The organism is Microbacterium luticocti DSM 19459, from assembly GCF_000422405.1.
GTDB lineage: Bacteria > Actinomycetota > Actinomycetes > Actinomycetales > Microbacteriaceae > Microbacterium > Microbacterium luticocti.
Genome location: NZ_AULS01000001.1, coordinates 136,038 through 150,143, shown reverse-complemented (window position 1 = coordinate 150,143; position 14,106 = coordinate 136,038). Strand labels below are relative to the sequence as shown.

Sequence of the window (14,106 nt, the reverse complement as noted above, 5' to 3'; positions counted from 1 at the left end):
AGGCGGTGCGGCCGGGACCGGCGCGTCGCTGTCAGCGCAGGCTGAACCCGGCCGGCAGCGGATCGTCGTCGTCGAGCTCGAACGTGCAGGTGCCCACCCGGTACGCGGCGCCGGCGACCTCGGGGATCACCCCGTCCGGGGTGCGTGCGGCCACCCGCGCGGTGAAACGGGTGCCGATGATCGAGTCGTGGGTGAGCTGTTCGTCGTCCCCGAGCAGGCCGGTGTCGGCCAGCAGTGCCACCCGGGCGGCGGTGCCCGACCCGCACGGGCTGCGGTCGACCTCGCCGTCGGCGAACACGGTGACGTTGCGGTGCCAGGGGCCGGTCGGGGTTCTGCCGAGGTCGTCGACGAGGATCGTGCCGTACACGCCCGAGAGCCGGTCGTCGTCCAGCCGTGCCGCCGGGTGGTCGTTCAGCGCCCACTTGATCTCGCGGCCGATCCGGATCAGTTCGGCGGTGTGCTGCGGCTGGACGCTCAGCCCCACCTGTGCGGCGTCGAGGGTCGCGTAGACCGCGCCGCCGTAGACGAGGTCGACCCGCACCGCACCGCGCGACGTGTGCAGCTCGATGCCGCGGGCGAGCACGCGCGAGGCCACGTTGCGGAACACCACACCGGTGGTGCGGCCCGCCTCGCGGTGCACCACGGCCTGCACCCGGCCGCTGGGCACGTCCACCGTGACGGTGACCTCGCCGTCGTCGGGCGCGGGCACCCGTCCGGTGCGCACCGCCCACGCGCCCAGGGCGATCGTGCCGTGCCCGCAGGCGGTCGAGAACCCGTCCTTGTGCCAGAACAGCACCCCGAAGTCGGCGCCCGCATCGTCGGGCGGCGTGATGAACCCGCCGTACATGTCGTCGTGCCCGCGCGGCTCCCGGCACAGGAACCGTCGCACGTCGTCCGCGACGCCGGTCATGGCGCTCACCCGTCGGGTCGCTACATCCGCCCCCGGCGCGGGAACGCCCTCCACGATACGGAACGGCTCGCCGGCGGTGTGCCAGTCCTCGGTGACCCAGCGCATCATTCCTCCCGGCGCATCCGCTTCTCGGCCAGCCGTGCGACCACGAGGTCCTGCCAGCCCATGCCACAGGTCTTCAGCACGCGCGGCCGGTCCGGGGCGACGGCGACCCGGCCGGTCACGACGTCGGCCATCGGCACGACGTCCGAGGCGTCGAGCGCACCGTCGGCCACCGCCAGCACCACGTCGCCCGCCTCCTCGCGGGCGACCCGCCGCGTTTCGACGACGACCTGGGCCCGGCCGAGCAGGGCGCCGTCGAGCTCGCGGGCGTCGGGGGAGTGGGAGCCGACCGCGACCACCGCCGCCCGCTCGCGCACATCGGCCGCGGCGAACAGCGGCGAGGTCGAGGTCGTCGCGCACACGACGAGATCGGCGTCGGGCACATCGGCCGCCGAGCCGATCGCGACGTCGGCCTCCGGCACGATCCGGTGCACCGCGGCGCACGCCGCCGCCGCGCGCGCCGCGTCGCGGCCGACCAGGCGCACCCGGTTCAGTCGGCGGATGGCGGCCAGCGCGGCGACGTGGGCTACGCCCTGCGGGCCGGTGCCGAACACCACGAGCGATGCCGCATCCGGCGCGGCGAGATCGTCCAACACGGCGGCGCTGACGGCCGGGGTGCGCAGCGTCGTCAGCGCGGTGCCGTCGATGAGCGCGATCGGGCTGAGCGCGGCGGCGTCGATGAGCACGTAGAGCGCCTGGATGCGCGGCACGGTGCGCCCCGGCGCATCCGGCGCCACCGTGGCGAGCTTGTGACCGACGACGTCGTCGAAAGCCGACGGCATGAGCAGCAGCTGCCCGGTCGGCACGTCCACGATCGTGCGGTCGAGGTCGAGTGCGGGGTCGAACCCGTCCACGAGCACGGCGCGCACCGCCGCGATCGCGTCGGCCATGGGCACCAGCCGGGTCAGTGCGTCGGCAGAGATCATGCGCAGGCGGGAGATCGGATCGGCCACGCCGCCATCCTACGCTGTGATGTGTCACATGGCACCGGGTCGGGTCAGGCACCCGGGCGCACGAAACCCGACTCGTAGGCGGCGACGACGGCCTGCACGCGGTCCCGCACGCCGAGCTTGGCGAGCACCCGGGCCACATGCGTCTTCACCGTCGTCTCGCCCACGTACAACCGTGACGCGATCTCGGCGTTCGACAGACCCCGGGCGAGCAGGCGCCACACCTCCCGCTCACGGTCGGTGAGTGCGTCCACGACGGATGAGGCGACCGTGTCCGCGCGGCCTGCGTAGCGCTCGATGAGGCGCCGGGTGATGCTCGGCGCCAGCAGGGCGTCTCCTGCCGCCACCTGACGGATGGCCGCGACGAGCTGCTCGCTCGGGGCGTCCTTGAGCAGAAACCCGGTGGCCCCCGCCCGCAGCGCGTCGTAGACGTACTCGTCCGCGTCGAAGGTGGTGAGGATGAGCACACGGACGGCGCTGCCCGGGGCCGTGAGCTCCCGTGTGGCGGCGATGCCGTCGAGTACCGGCATCCGGATGTCCATGAGCACCACATCCGGCTGTTGCCGTGCCGCCAGGCGGAGGCACTCGGCCCCGTCGGCGGCCTCGCCGACGATCTGCATGTCGTCCTCCAGCTCGAGGATCAGCCGGAACCCGGTGCGCACCAGGCGCTGATCGTCGGCGATGAGCACCCGCGTCATGACGTCCCCCGCGCGTCAGGGCGCGGCAGCGGCAGCACCGCCCGCAGCCGGAAGCCCCCCTCGGCGGTGCCGTCCGCAGACAGCACCCCGCCGAGTCGGCGCACCCGCTCATCGGCGCCGAGAAGACCAAGGCCGCCGACAGGTGTGGCGTGATCCGGCCGCCCGCCCGGACCGTTGCACACCGTGACGGTCACACGGCCGGGCTCGGTCGCCACGGTCACGTCCACGTGGGCGCCGGGCGCGTGGCGCAGCACGTTGGTCAGTCCCTCCTGCACGATCCGATACACCGTCAGATCCACGGATGCCGGCAACGACGCCGCCTCGTCGTCGACGGCGATCTCGACGTCAAGGCCCGCCACCCGCGCGTTCTCGGCGAGCCGGTCGATGCCGGCCAGCCGGGACGGCGGCATCGCCGCTTCGTCGTCGGTGCGCAGTATGTCGAGGACCGAACGCATCTCGCTCAACGCCTGGCGTGCCGTCGAGCCGATGGCCTCCAGCGGGGCACGCGCCCGCTCCGGCTGGCGCCCCAGCAACGCACGGGCGGCATCCGACTGCACCGCGATGACGCTCAGGCTGTGTGCGACGACATCGTGTAGTTCGCGCGCGATGTGCACCCGTTCCTGGGCGGCGGCCAGGCGTGCCGCGTCGCGCTGACGCCGCTCGGCCGAGCTCACCCGCAACCGCCAGTGGCGGCTTGCGCGACCGAGCAGCCAGATGCCGCCGAACAGCAGCACGATGAACAGGTAGTCCACGCCGCTGCCCAGACGCTCCTGCACCAGCAGGGCGGCTGTGAACACCGCCCCCGCGATCGCGGCCCGCCCTTCGCTGCAGTGCGCGGCCAGCGAGTACATCCCGATCGCGTACACCACCAGCGACCACAGCGACCCCGTCGGCTGCGCCAGCAGCGCCTGCACCATGCCGGTGCCGATCAGCACCCCCACGCACACGAGCGGCGCGCGCACCCGCCATGCCAGGGCCGCCGTCGACAGCACCGCGACCGGAGCGGTCACGGCGATCGGGCCCTCGTCCGGGTTGCCGGTCAGCACGCTCAGCACGGCGATGACGCACAGCGCCGCGGCCAGTGCCACATCGGGCACGGGCAGCCCCGCCACCGTCCTGCGCCACAGCCGCTCGAGCCGACCGCGCGCCGCGCGCACCCGCCGCATGCGCACACTCTATGACCGGCGGCGAACCGCCGGCATCCTCCCTGCGGATGACGGTGTCCTCCCGCCGGGCGAGACGAATCCGCCCTCGTGCGGACGAGGGCCCCGCCCGCCGCGCGCGACGCTGGTGATCGAGCGGGGCCACCGGGGTCCCGCACCAAGGAGAACGGACATGGACGATGTGAGAGCCGCGCGGGTCGCGGCGATCCTGCTGGGGGTCGGTGTGCTGAGCCTTGTCGTGACGACGGTGATGCAGTGGATGCTGCAGCCGTCCGCGCCCGACCCCACCCCGGCCGACGTGGCCGCACAGTTCCCGGCCGCCTGGACGGTCCTGGGCCTTCTCGCCGTGTTCGGCCCGCTCGCCTGGCTCGGCGCGATCCCTGCCGTGATGCGCCTGCCGCGCCGGCGTGGTCGTGTCGTCACCGTCGCCGGGGGAGTGCTCACCGCGCTCGCGCTGGGCACCGGCATCGGCCACCTCGCCCTGTTCTTCGGGCTGTTCGGCAGCCTCGCCGCCGCGGGGGCGTCGCATGAGACCGCGCAACAGGTGGCGGCAGGCTCGGACGGGGACCTGCTCACCGGTGTTCTGCTGGTGGTCTTCCTGGTCGCCTTCGCGCTCGGGCCGATCGTGCTCACGATCGGCCTGCGGATCGCCGGGCTGGTGCCGGTGTGGGTGCCCGTCGCCGCGGTGGTCACGGCGGCGGCGAGCTTTCTCGGCGGGCCGATCGCCGGCGTCGTGCAACTGCTGGCGCTGCTGGCGACCTGGGTGCCGACCGGCGTCGCGCTGGCACGGCGACCGGCCGCTGCGGCGGACCGGGCGCTCGGTGCCACGGGCCGGGATCGGACGGACGCCGCGCCGGCCTGAGCGATGTGTTCGCGGCATCCGTCGTCATCTGGCAGAATTGGACGTCGGAACGCCCGCCCGACCCTCTATCCGGCGCGCGATCCCCCTCTCAGAGCTTCCGCCGGGTGTGCACCCCACGCTCCAGGCGACGGGTTCGTCGTTTTCACACACATTCAGGAGAATCGTGGCTGTCAAGATCCGTCTCAAGCGGCTCGGCAAGATCCGTGCCCCGTACTACCGCATCGTCGTCGCCGACTCGCGCACCAAGCGCGACGGCCGCGTCATCGAAGAGATCGGCAAGTACCACCCGACCGAGGAGCCCTCGTTCATCGAGGTCGACTCCGAGCGGGCCCAGTACTGGCTGTCGGTGGGCGCCCAGCCCACCGACCAGGTGCGCGCCATCCTCAAGCTGACCGGCGACTGGGGCCGCTTCAAGGGCGAGAAGGACGCGGTCTCGACCGTCAAGGTCAAGGAGACCAAGGCCGAGTTCACGCCCGACGCCGCGAAGAAGTCGGTGATCAAGCCCAAGGTCGAGAAGAAGGCCGACAAGGCCCCGGCCGACACCGCCCCCGCCGACGAGGCCCCCGCGGCCGACGCCGAGTAATCGCCGTGCTCGCCGCCGCGCTCGAGCACGTCGTCAAGGGGATCGTGGATCACCCCGACGACGTGCGCATCGACGAGTCCACGTCATCCCGCGGTGACGTGCTCGAAGTGCACGTGCACCCCGACGACCGGGGGCGCGTGATCGGGCGCGGCGGCCGTACCGCCAAGGCCCTGCGTACCCTCATCTCGGCGCTGGCCGACGGGCGGCGCGTGCGCGTCGACGTCGCGGACGACTGAGATGGCGCCGCAGGACCCCGCCGACGCCGGGCGAGCGCCCCGTGCGCGCACGCCCAAGCCCGCCGGCACCCAGCTGCGGGTCGCGCGTCTGCTCAAAGCCCACGGGCTGAAGGGCGCCATCAAGCTCGAGTTGTACACCGACGACCCCGATGGGCGCTTCGTTTCCGGCGCCACCTTCACCCTGCAGGTGCCCGAATCGTCGCCGTGGCACGGCAAGAGCCTGACCGTCCGTGAGTTCAAGTGGATGAACTCGCATCCGGTCGCCTTCTTCGAGGGCGTCGACGACCGTACCACCGCCGAGGGGCTCATCAAGGCGATCCTCTGGGTCGAGGCCGATCCGGCCGCCGACACCGAAGAGGACGCCTGGTACGACCACCAGCTGGTCGGCCTTCAGGTGCTGCGCGACGGCATCGACGTGGGCCGCGTCGTGCGCGTCGACCATCTGCCCGCACAGGATCTGTTGATCGTCCGGCACGACGACCGCGAGGTGCTGGTGCCGTTCGTGAAGGCGATCGTGCCGAAGGTCGACGTGGCCGCCGGTCACGTCGTCGTCACCCCGCCGGCGGGTCTGTTCGAAGAACTGCCCGGTGAACTGCCCGATGAACTGCCCAGTGAACTGCCCGGTGACGAGGCCGCCGCGCCGGCGGGGCCCGTCACGCCTGCAACAGGTCAGGAGCCGTCCGCGGACGACTGATGCGCATCGACATCGTCACCATCTTTCCCGCGTTCTTCGACGTGCTCGAGGTGTCGCTGCTCGGCAAGGCACGCAATGCGGGTCTGCTCGATGTGCGCGTGCACGACCTGCGCGACTGGACGGGCGACCGGCACCGTACCGTCGACGACACCCCGTACGGCGGGGGCGCGGGCATGGTGATGACGCCTGAGCCCTGGGGTCGGGCGCTGGATGCCGTCGTCCCGGGCGCTGTGACGGCCACCGGCGAGCGGCCGGTGATCGTGTTCCCGTCGCCGGCCGGCACCCCGTTCACACAGGCCATCGCCCGCGAGCTGTCGGGCCGGGAACGGCTGGTGTTCGGGTGCGGACGCTACGAAGGCATCGACGAGCGCGTGTTCGACTACGCGGCCACTCTCGGCGAGGTGCGGCTGATCAGCCTCGGCGACTATGTGCTGAACGGGGGAGAGGTCGCGGCGATGGCGATGGTCGAGGCGATCGGCCGACTCGTGCCCGGCGTCGTCGGAAACCCCGACAGCCTCGTCGAAGAGTCGCACGAGGACGGCCTTCTGGAGTACCCGAGCTACACCAAGCCGGCCACCTGGCGCGGCCGTGACGTGCCCCCGGTGCTGCTCAGCGGCAACCATGGTGCCATCGCCGCCTGGCGACGGGAGCAGCAGCTCGAACGCACCCGTGCACGCCGGCCCGACCTGCTGTCCTGACGCTCACCCGGCCCCGGCGGGGCCGTGCGCGGGGCCCCGGCGGGGCCGCCCGGTGGGGCCGCCCGCGCCCGCCGCCCGCGCCCGCCGCCCGCGCCGAGAATCGGTATCCCGGCCGAGAATCGCCGCATTGCGTGGATTCTCGGCCGGAATCGCGATTCTCGGTGCCGCAGGCAGGCAGCCGGCTCTCTCCGGCGCCCGCCGCTCGCGCGCCTCAGTCGACGCCGAGGAACGACCGGTCGGTCAGCACGATGGGACCGTCCGCGGTGACCGCCACGGTGTGCTCGGAGTGGGCGCCGCGCGATCCGTCGACGCTGCGCAGCGTCCAGCCGTCCGGGTCGGTGAACACCTCGTTGGTGGTCGCCATGAACCACGGCTCGATCGCGATCACCAGCCCCTCGCGCAGCGGGTAGCCGCGTCCGGCCCGGCCGTCATTGGCCACGTGCGGATCACCGTGCATGATCCGGCCCACGCCGTGGCCGCCGAAGTCGAGGTTGACCGGGTATCCGGCCTCGTGCGCCACCTGGCCGATGGCGGCCGAGACGTCGCCGATCCGGTGGTCGGTCGTCGTGGCCCGGATGGCGGCATCCAACGCCCGCTGCGTGGTGTCGATGAGCGCGAGGTCCTCGTCGCGGGCGGTGCCGACCACGAACGACACGGCGGAGTCGGCCACCCAGCCGTCGATGGCCACCGCGAAATCCAGCGACACCAGGTCGCCGTCACGCAGGGTGTAGTCGTGTGGCAGACCGTGCAGCACCGCGTCGTTCACCGACGTGCAGATGACCTTGCCGAACGGGCTCGCGCCGAACGACGGATGGTAGTCGATGTAGCACGACTGCGCGCCGGCCTTGTGGATCAGCTCGTGGGCGCGGCGATCGATCTCGAGCAGGTTCGTGCCGACCTTGGTGTCGGCGCGCAACGTCGCCAGCGTCTCGGCCACGAACCGGCCGGCGGGCCGCATCGCTTCGATCTCGGCAGGGGTGCGCAACTCGATCATCGTGATCCTCTCGTCACTCCCATTCTTCCCGATGCCGACACCAGGCACCGCGTCCAGGGAATCGGCGTAGCATCGACGACATGTGGGTGCGACGCGGCTTCTTCGCCTGGCTGCTTCCGGCGGCGATCATCCTGCCGGTCTGGCTGGTGGTCGGCTGGGCGATCTTCCAGGCCGGCGGCTGGGCTTTTCTCGGAGTGATCCTGCTCGCAGCCCCGGGCGTGCTGGTCGCCGAGCTGATCATCGCGCTGCTGATCCGCGCGCGCCCGACCGTGCGCCGTCAGCGTGCGGTCTCATGGTGGGACGTGCTGGGCATCACCGTCTGGCACGGCCTGGTGGTCGCGTTCGGCTGCTTCATCCAGGCGGCGTTCGTACCGATCCTGGTGTGCGCGCTGCTGGCCTTCCTCGCGCTGTTCTGGGGTGCGCTCGCACAGCTGTGGAACGAGGCCCGGGGATCGTTCGCGCGGATGGCGCCCGGCACCGGACCCGCCGATCTGCCCGACGACGAGGCGACCCGTGATCGCGCCCGTCAGCATGCCGAGGTGATCGTGGTGCACGAGGTGGGGCGCCCCGGCGACGGTCGCTCGGTGCACTGACCCGGCGTTTTGGCGGGTTCTGCCATCCATGGCAGAATAGATGCTTGTGCTCGCGCACCGGCTCTGCCTCAGGGGAGCCCGCGCCTGTCCCTGACGGCGCAGCGGGCACCGAATCTCGTATACCATCCATCTCGCGGTCGACCTGTGGCGGCCGCAGGAAGACATGATCATGCAGATCCTCGACGCCGTCGATGCGGCCTCGCTCCGCTCCGACATCCCCGAGTTCCACCCCGGCGACACCGTCAAGGTGCACGTGAACATCACCGAAGGCAGCCGCAGCCGTATCCAGGTCTTCCAGGGCGTGGTCATCGGCCGCTCCGGCGACGGTGTGCGCGAGACCTTCACCGTCCGCAAGATCAGCTTCCAGGTCGGTGTGGAGCGCACCTTCCCGGTGCACAGCCCGGTCATCGACCACATCGAGGTCGTGACTCGCGGTGACGTGCGCCGCGCCAAGCTCTACTACCTGCGCAACCTCCGCGGCAAGAAGGCCAAGATCAAGGAGAAGCGCGAGGGCTGAGCCCCCGCTCACACGACGCCCCGAGGCAGCTGCCCGGGGCGTCGTCGTCTCATCCGGCGTCGGTGTGTCACGCTGTAGTGTGCGAGAGTCGAAGGGCCCCATGACAGAAGAACCAACCGCCGCCGCCGCCGTATCGGAGCGTCCTTCGCGCAAGCGCAGCGCCCTCGTCTTCGCGCGCGACGTGGTCGTCATCGTCCTGATCGCGCTGCTGGTCTCGTTCCTGGTCAAGACGTTCCTGGTCCGCTCGTTCTACATCCCGTCCGGGTCGATGGAGAACACGCTGCAGATCAACGACCGCATCCTCGTCGACGAGATCACGCCCCGGTTCACCGGCTACCAGCGCGGGGATGTGGTGGTCTTCCGCGACCCGGGCGGATGGCTGCCGCCGGCCGCCGCCGACACCCGGCCGTGGATCGTCGAGGCGGTGGACTGGGTGCTGTCGCTGGTGGGCCTGTCAGCCCCCGACAGCGACGACCATCTCATCAAGCGTGTCATCGGATTGCCCGGCGACCATGTCGCCTGTTGCAACGCGATCGGCCAGATCACCGTCAACGGCGTGCCGATCGACGAGAGCTCGTACGTCAAGCTGCAGCCGGGCGAGAGCGCACCGCAACCGGTGCCGTTCGATGTGGTCGTGCCCGCCGACTCGCTGTGGGTGCTCGGCGACAACCGCGACCGCTCCCGTGACTCCCGCTACAACCAGAACCAGCCGGGCAAGGGTTTCGTGCCGATGCAGAACGTGGTCGGTCGGGCGTTCGTGATCACCTGGCCGTTCCCCCGGTTCGGGCTGATCGACTTCCACCATCCGGTGTTCGCGCAGATCCCGGCGCCGTCGTCGAGCGGGTCGTCCCCATGACCGTGGTCGAACCGCGTCTCACGCTCGAGCGGCAGCTGCTGCGCGAGCACACCCTGCTGATCGCGTGTGACGAGGTGGGCCGGGGCGCACTGGCCGGACCGGTGGCGGTGGGCGCGGTCGTGATCGACGCGCAGGCGGCCCGGCGCCGGGTGCCCGCGGGGCTGCGCGATTCGAAGCTCGTGCCCGAGCACAAGCGGGCGGATGTCGCGGCGCGCGCGACCGCGTGGGTGCAGGCCGGGGCGGTGGGCTGGGCCAGTGCCGACGAGATCGACCGGATCGGCATCATCCGGGCACTCGGCGAAGCGGCCCTGCGCGCCCTCGCGCAATTGCGGGCCGACGGCGTGGCCCCGGAGCAGGCGATCGTGCTGCTGGACGGAAACCACGACTACATCACGCCTGCCGGCGGCGTCGGGCTGCGCGTACGACCCCGCATCAAGGCCGACCGCGACTGCGCGAGCGCCGCCGCGGCATCCGTCATCGCTAAGGTCGCGCGCGACGCGCACATGACGGCGTTGCACGACGAGCATCCCGTCTACGAATGGCGGCAGAACAAGGGGTATGCCAGCCCTGCGCACCGCGAGGCGATCCGACACAACGGGCTGAGCCCGTACCATCGTGCGTCCTGGGCGATCGCCGACGCCCCGACGCTGTTCTGAGCCGCCCCGACCGCGCGGCCGTGCGCCGGTGCCGCCCGGCCCTAGGATGGGTGCATCATGGACGACGATTTCGACGACTACGATCGCGAGCTCGAACTGGCGTTGTACAAGGAGTACCGCGACGTCGTCTCCCAGTTCCAATACGTGATCGAGACCGAGCGACGCTTCTACCTCGCCAACGAGGTCAACGTGGTGCGCCGTGACACCGAGCACGACTTCTACTTCGAAGTCTCGATGAACGACGTGTGGGTGTGGGACATCTACCGGGCCGACCGGTTCGTGAAGTCGGTGCGGGTGCTCACCTTCAAGGACGTCAACGTCGAAGAGCTGCAGCGCCGTGACCTGCACCTGCCGGAGGAGCTCTCGCTGGACAGCTGATCCGGCATCGCCGCCTCCCCAGATCGGCGTTTTCGGGCGATCGCGCCGATCGTTCCACAGATGCGCCCTGCGCGCCCCACGGCCCCGTGCCGACCGGCGAGCATGCTGTACATGGCAGCGAAAGACGAGCTCGGGCGCGCGGGCGAACAGCGCGCGGCGGCCTACCTGAGCGCGCGCGGGTTCGCCGTGCTCGACCGCAATTGGCGCGCACCCGGCGGCGAACTCGACGTGGTCGCCCGCCGGGACGGCACGGTCGTGTTCGTCGAAGTCAAGACGCGCCGCAGCGACGGCTTCGGCGACCCGCTCGAGGCGGTCGACGCGCGCAAGCGGGCGCGGCTGTGGCGCCTGGCCCAGGCGTGGTGCGCCGCGCATCCCGAGCAGGCCCGCGCGATGCGCCGGCTCGACGTGATCGGGATCACCGGCCCCGACCCCGACACGGCCCGACTCGAACACCTCGAGGACGTGCCATGGGGGTGACACGCACGTGGGCGGTGGCCCTCGCCGGACTGGACGGCACGCTGATCGAGGTCGAGGCCGACCTCAGTCGCCAGATCCCCGACTTCCGCATCATCGGCCTGCCCGACAAGGCGCTGGGCGAGGCCGTGCAGCGGGTGCGCAACGCCAGCGACAACAGCGGTCTCGCACTGCCGCGGCGCCGCATCACCGTCAACCTGTCGCCGGCGAGCCTGCCCAAGCACGGGTCCGGATTCGACGTCGCCATCGCCGTGGCGGCCCTGGCCACCGACGGACTGATGGACCCGGCATCCATCGCCTCGACCGCGCACATCGGCGAGCTCGGACTCGACGGCCGGCTGCGCCCGGTGCCGGGGGTGCTGCCCGCGGTGCGCGCCGCCGCGCGGGCGGGCATCGAACACGTGGTGGTGCCGTGGGCCAATCGGGCCGAAGCCGAGCTCGTCGGCGGGATGCGGGTGACCGGCGCGGTCTCGCTCGCCGACGTCGCGCGGCTGCACGGAGCCGACGTGACCGACGACCGCGACCTTCAGCCGGTGCCCGCCGAACAAGACGACGCGCCGACGGCCGAACGCCTCGATCTGGCCGATGTGATCGGTCAGGATGCCGCGGTCCGGGCCCTGATCGTCGCCGCGGCCGGCGGGCACCACATGCTGATGAGCGGGCCGCCGGGTGCCGGCAAGACGATGCTGGCCCGGCGGCTGCCGGGTATCCTGCCCGATCTCGACGACGAATCGGCGCTGGTGGCGGCATCCATTCGTTCGCTCTCGGGGGCCACGGTCACCCGACTGGACCGGACGCCCCCGTTCGAGGCACCGCATCACACCGCGAGCGTCGCGGCGCTCGTGGGCGGCGGGTCGCGGCTGGTGCGGCCGGGGGCGATCGCGCGGGCGAGCGAGGGCGTGCTGTTCCTCGACGAGGCGGGGGAGCACCACACCGGCACGCTCGACGCGTTGCGCCAGCCTCTGGAGACCGGGACCATGGTCATCCATCGGGCCGGCTTCACCGCCACCTTCCCGGCGCGGTTCCAGCTGGTGCTGGCCACCAACCCGTGTCCGTGCGGCAATTTCGGGGTGCGCGGTGCCGTCTGCACGTGCCCGCCGATGGCGATCCGACGCTACATCGGGCGCCTGTCGGGGCCGCTGCTGGACCGCATCGACATCGAGGTGGCGATGGAGCGGGTGACCTCGACCGCGGGGGTGCAGGGGCGGGCGACGACGACCACCGCGCAGGCCCGCGACGAGGTCGCCGCGGCGCGAGACCGCGCGGCGCACCGGCTGCGCGAGACGCCGTGGCGGCGCAATGCGCAGGTGGCCGGTCCTTGGCTGCGGCTGGGGCCGCTGGCACCGCCGCCCGCGGTGCGCCGACCCCTGGATGTCGCGCTGGACCGCGGCACCCTGAGCCTGCGCACCTATGACCGTGCGCTGCGCGTGGCCTGGTCGCTGGCCGACCTGGCCGGGCGCGACCGCCTCGAACTCGACGACATCGGGCGGGCGCTGTTCCTCAAGAAGGGGATACGAGGATGACCGTCTTCCGTTGGGCCGACACCGATGCCGCCGCCATCGTGCCGCTGCTGACTCCCGAGGCCGCCGCGGACCCGGAGCGCACCGTCCGCGCCTATGCCGCGGCGGTGTGGAGTTGCCTGATCGAACCCGGTGACGCGGTCGCCGGCGCACTGATCGCCGCGTTGGGACCGGACGTGGCCCTGCGTGAGATTCTGGGCGGCGCCCGAGATCCGAGCGCGGTGGATGCCGCCGCTCTGGACCCACCCGACCTGCGTGCGGCGCTCGGCCGCTGGCGGCCGCGCCTGCAGTCCGAGGCGATAGCGTTCGCGCTCGATGTGGCCCGTACCTGCGGGGCGCGGCTGATCACCCCGGACGACCCGGTGTGGCCGCTCGCACTGGCCGACCTCGGTCCGTACGCGCCGGTGTGCCTGTGGGTGCGCGGCGACTGCGACGTGCTCGGCCGGCTCGACCCTGCGGTCGCGATCGTCGGAGCCCGGGCGGCCACAGGCTACGGGGAGCACATCGCCGCGGAGTTGGCCGCCGACCTCGCCGGGCGCGGTGTCGCGGTGGTGTCGGGCGCGGCCTACGGCATCGACGGCGCCGCGCACCGGGCCGCGCTGGCCGCCGGCGGCACCACCGTGGCGATGCTCGCCGGGGGAGTGGACCGGCCCTACCCCGCAGGACATGCCGACCTGTTGCGGCGCATCGCCGAGACAGGGGTGGTGGCCGCCGAGGTGCCGTGCGGCTGGGCGCCCACCAAGTGGCGGTTCCTGCAGCGCAACCGCACGATCGCCGCGCTCGGCGGGGCCACCGTCGTGGTGGAGGCCGGAACGCGCAGCGGCTCGTTGAACACGGCCGGTCATGCCGCCACCCTGGGCCGGCCGATCGGTGCGGTGCCCGGGCCGGTGACCAGCGGCTCGTCGGCGGGATGTCACCGGCTGCTGCGTGAGTTCGATGCGCGCTGCGTGACGTGCGCCGACGAAGTGGCCGAGCTGCTGGGACTGGCCGGTGACGATCCCGCGGTCTTCTCGGGTGCGCATACCGACGACGACACCCGGGTCCTCGATGCGCTCAGCACCCGCAGTGCACGCACCGTCGAGCAGATCGCCGCGCGCTGTGGCATGGCCGTCGACGAGGTGACCGCGCGACTGGGGATGATGGCGTTGGACGGGCGCGCCCAGGCGCAGGGCGCCGGGTGGCGGCGTGCCGCCGCGGCGGCGGTGGGCTGAGCGACATCCTG

Annotated in this window: 18 protein-coding genes; 13 read left to right on the top strand and 5 right to left on the bottom strand. The window is 72.1% G+C overall.

Annotated features, from left to right (window positions below):
- Positions 1–31: 31 nt before the first annotated feature.
- The 4 genes from H577_RS0100765 to H577_RS16815 are packed head-to-tail and all read right to left on the bottom strand — an operon-like array spanning position 32 to position 3,826.
- The gene (locus H577_RS0100765; protein ID WP_245570301.1) at positions 32–1,015 is read right to left on the bottom strand and encodes a proline racemase family protein; all 984 of its coding nucleotides are present in this window, start codon (positions 1,013–1,015) and stop codon (positions 32–34) included.
- Positions 1,015–1,965 (bottom strand): ornithine cyclodeaminase family protein, encoded by a 951-nt coding sequence (locus H577_RS14595; RefSeq protein ID WP_036283227.1) that lies wholly within the window; start codon positions 1,963–1,965, stop codon positions 1,015–1,017. Before H577_RS14595 ends, H577_RS0100765 begins: the two co-directional genes overlap by 1 nt.
- A 44-nt stretch (positions 1,966–2,009) precedes the next feature.
- The gene (locus H577_RS0100755; protein ID WP_029144327.1) at positions 2,010–2,660 is read right to left on the bottom strand and encodes a response regulator; all 651 of its coding nucleotides are present in this window, start codon (positions 2,658–2,660) and stop codon (positions 2,010–2,012) included.
- Positions 2,657–3,826: a sensor histidine kinase gene (locus H577_RS16815; protein WP_051191535.1), complete on the bottom strand. Its 1,170-nt coding sequence runs from the start codon at positions 3,824–3,826 to the stop codon at positions 2,657–2,659. Before H577_RS16815 ends, H577_RS0100755 begins: the two co-directional genes overlap by 4 nt.
- A gap of 169 nt (positions 3,827–3,995) precedes the next feature.
- Here H577_RS16815 and H577_RS0100745 point away from each other — a divergent pair, with 169 nt between their 5' ends.
- The 5 genes from H577_RS0100745 to trmD all read left to right on the top strand — a co-directional run bounded on the left by H577_RS0100745 (position 3,996) and on the right by trmD (position 6,896).
- Complete coding sequence (locus H577_RS0100745; RefSeq protein WP_029144326.1) at positions 3,996–4,685, top strand: hypothetical protein; 690 nt, start codon at positions 3,996–3,998, stop codon at positions 4,683–4,685.
- Positions 4,686–4,848: 163 nt separating this feature from the next.
- The gene (rpsP, locus tag H577_RS0100740; protein ID WP_029144325.1) at positions 4,849–5,268 is read left to right on the top strand and encodes a 30S ribosomal protein S16; all 420 of its coding nucleotides are present in this window, start codon (positions 4,849–4,851) and stop codon (positions 5,266–5,268) included.
- 5 nt (positions 5,269–5,273) lie between these two features.
- Positions 5,274–5,504: an RNA-binding protein gene (locus H577_RS0100735; protein ID WP_029144324.1), complete on the top strand. Its 231-nt coding sequence runs from the start codon at positions 5,274–5,276 to the stop codon at positions 5,502–5,504.
- A gap of 1 nt (position 5,505) precedes the next feature.
- Positions 5,506–6,198 carry a ribosome maturation factor RimM gene (rimM, locus tag H577_RS14585; protein WP_051191534.1) on the top strand — a complete coding sequence of 231 codons (693 nt, stop codon included), beginning with the start codon at positions 5,506–5,508 and terminating at the stop codon, positions 6,196–6,198.
- Positions 6,198–6,896 carry a tRNA (guanosine(37)-N1)-methyltransferase TrmD gene (gene trmD / locus H577_RS0100725; protein WP_029144323.1) on the top strand — a complete coding sequence of 233 codons (699 nt, stop codon included), beginning with the start codon at positions 6,198–6,200 and terminating at the stop codon, positions 6,894–6,896. The genes rimM and trmD overlap by 1 nt, the downstream gene beginning before the upstream one ends.
- Positions 6,897–7,107: 211 nt before the next feature.
- Here trmD and map read toward each other — a convergent pair whose 3' ends face one another.
- Positions 7,108–7,890 (bottom strand): type I methionyl aminopeptidase, encoded by a 783-nt coding sequence (map, locus tag H577_RS0100720; protein WP_029144322.1) that lies wholly within the window; start codon positions 7,888–7,890, stop codon positions 7,108–7,110.
- Between the two features lie 80 nt (positions 7,891–7,970).
- Between map and H577_RS0100715 the strand changes: the two genes are divergently transcribed.
- The 8 genes from H577_RS0100715 to dprA all read left to right on the top strand — a co-directional run bounded on the left by H577_RS0100715 (position 7,971) and on the right by dprA (position 14,095).
- On the top strand, positions 7,971–8,483 hold the full coding sequence (locus H577_RS0100715) for a hypothetical protein (RefSeq protein WP_029144321.1): 513 nt from the start codon (positions 7,971–7,973) through the stop codon (positions 8,481–8,483).
- Between the two features lie 169 nt (positions 8,484–8,652).
- Positions 8,653–9,000: a 50S ribosomal protein L19 gene (gene rplS, locus H577_RS0100710; protein ID WP_029144320.1), complete on the top strand. Its 348-nt coding sequence runs from the start codon at positions 8,653–8,655 to the stop codon at positions 8,998–9,000.
- A 100-nt stretch (positions 9,001–9,100) separates the two neighbouring features.
- Complete coding sequence (lepB, locus tag H577_RS0100705) at positions 9,101–9,856, top strand: signal peptidase I (protein ID WP_029144319.1); 756 nt, start codon at positions 9,101–9,103, stop codon at positions 9,854–9,856.
- Positions 9,853–10,512: a ribonuclease HII gene (locus H577_RS0100700; RefSeq protein ID WP_029144318.1), complete on the top strand. Its 660-nt coding sequence runs from the start codon at positions 9,853–9,855 to the stop codon at positions 10,510–10,512. Before lepB ends, H577_RS0100700 begins: the two co-directional genes overlap by 4 nt.
- A 57-nt stretch (positions 10,513–10,569) precedes the next feature.
- Positions 10,570–10,890 carry a DUF2469 family protein gene (locus tag H577_RS0100695; RefSeq protein WP_036283224.1) on the top strand — a complete coding sequence of 107 codons (321 nt, stop codon included), beginning with the start codon at positions 10,570–10,572 and terminating at the stop codon, positions 10,888–10,890.
- Between the two features lie 111 nt (positions 10,891–11,001).
- Entirely contained in the window at positions 11,002–11,367 is a 366-nt protein-coding gene (locus H577_RS0100690; protein ID WP_029144316.1) for a YraN family protein, read from the top strand.
- On the top strand, positions 11,358–12,887 hold the full coding sequence (locus H577_RS0100685) for a YifB family Mg chelatase-like AAA ATPase (RefSeq protein WP_029144315.1): 1,530 nt from the start codon (positions 11,358–11,360) through the stop codon (positions 12,885–12,887). The genes H577_RS0100690 and H577_RS0100685 overlap by 10 nt, the downstream gene beginning before the upstream one ends.
- Positions 12,884–14,095 carry a DNA-processing protein DprA gene (gene dprA / locus H577_RS0100680; protein ID WP_029144314.1) on the top strand — a complete coding sequence of 404 codons (1,212 nt, stop codon included), beginning with the start codon at positions 12,884–12,886 and terminating at the stop codon, positions 14,093–14,095. Before H577_RS0100685 ends, dprA begins: the two co-directional genes overlap by 4 nt.
- Positions 14,096–14,106 lie beyond the last annotated feature (11 nt).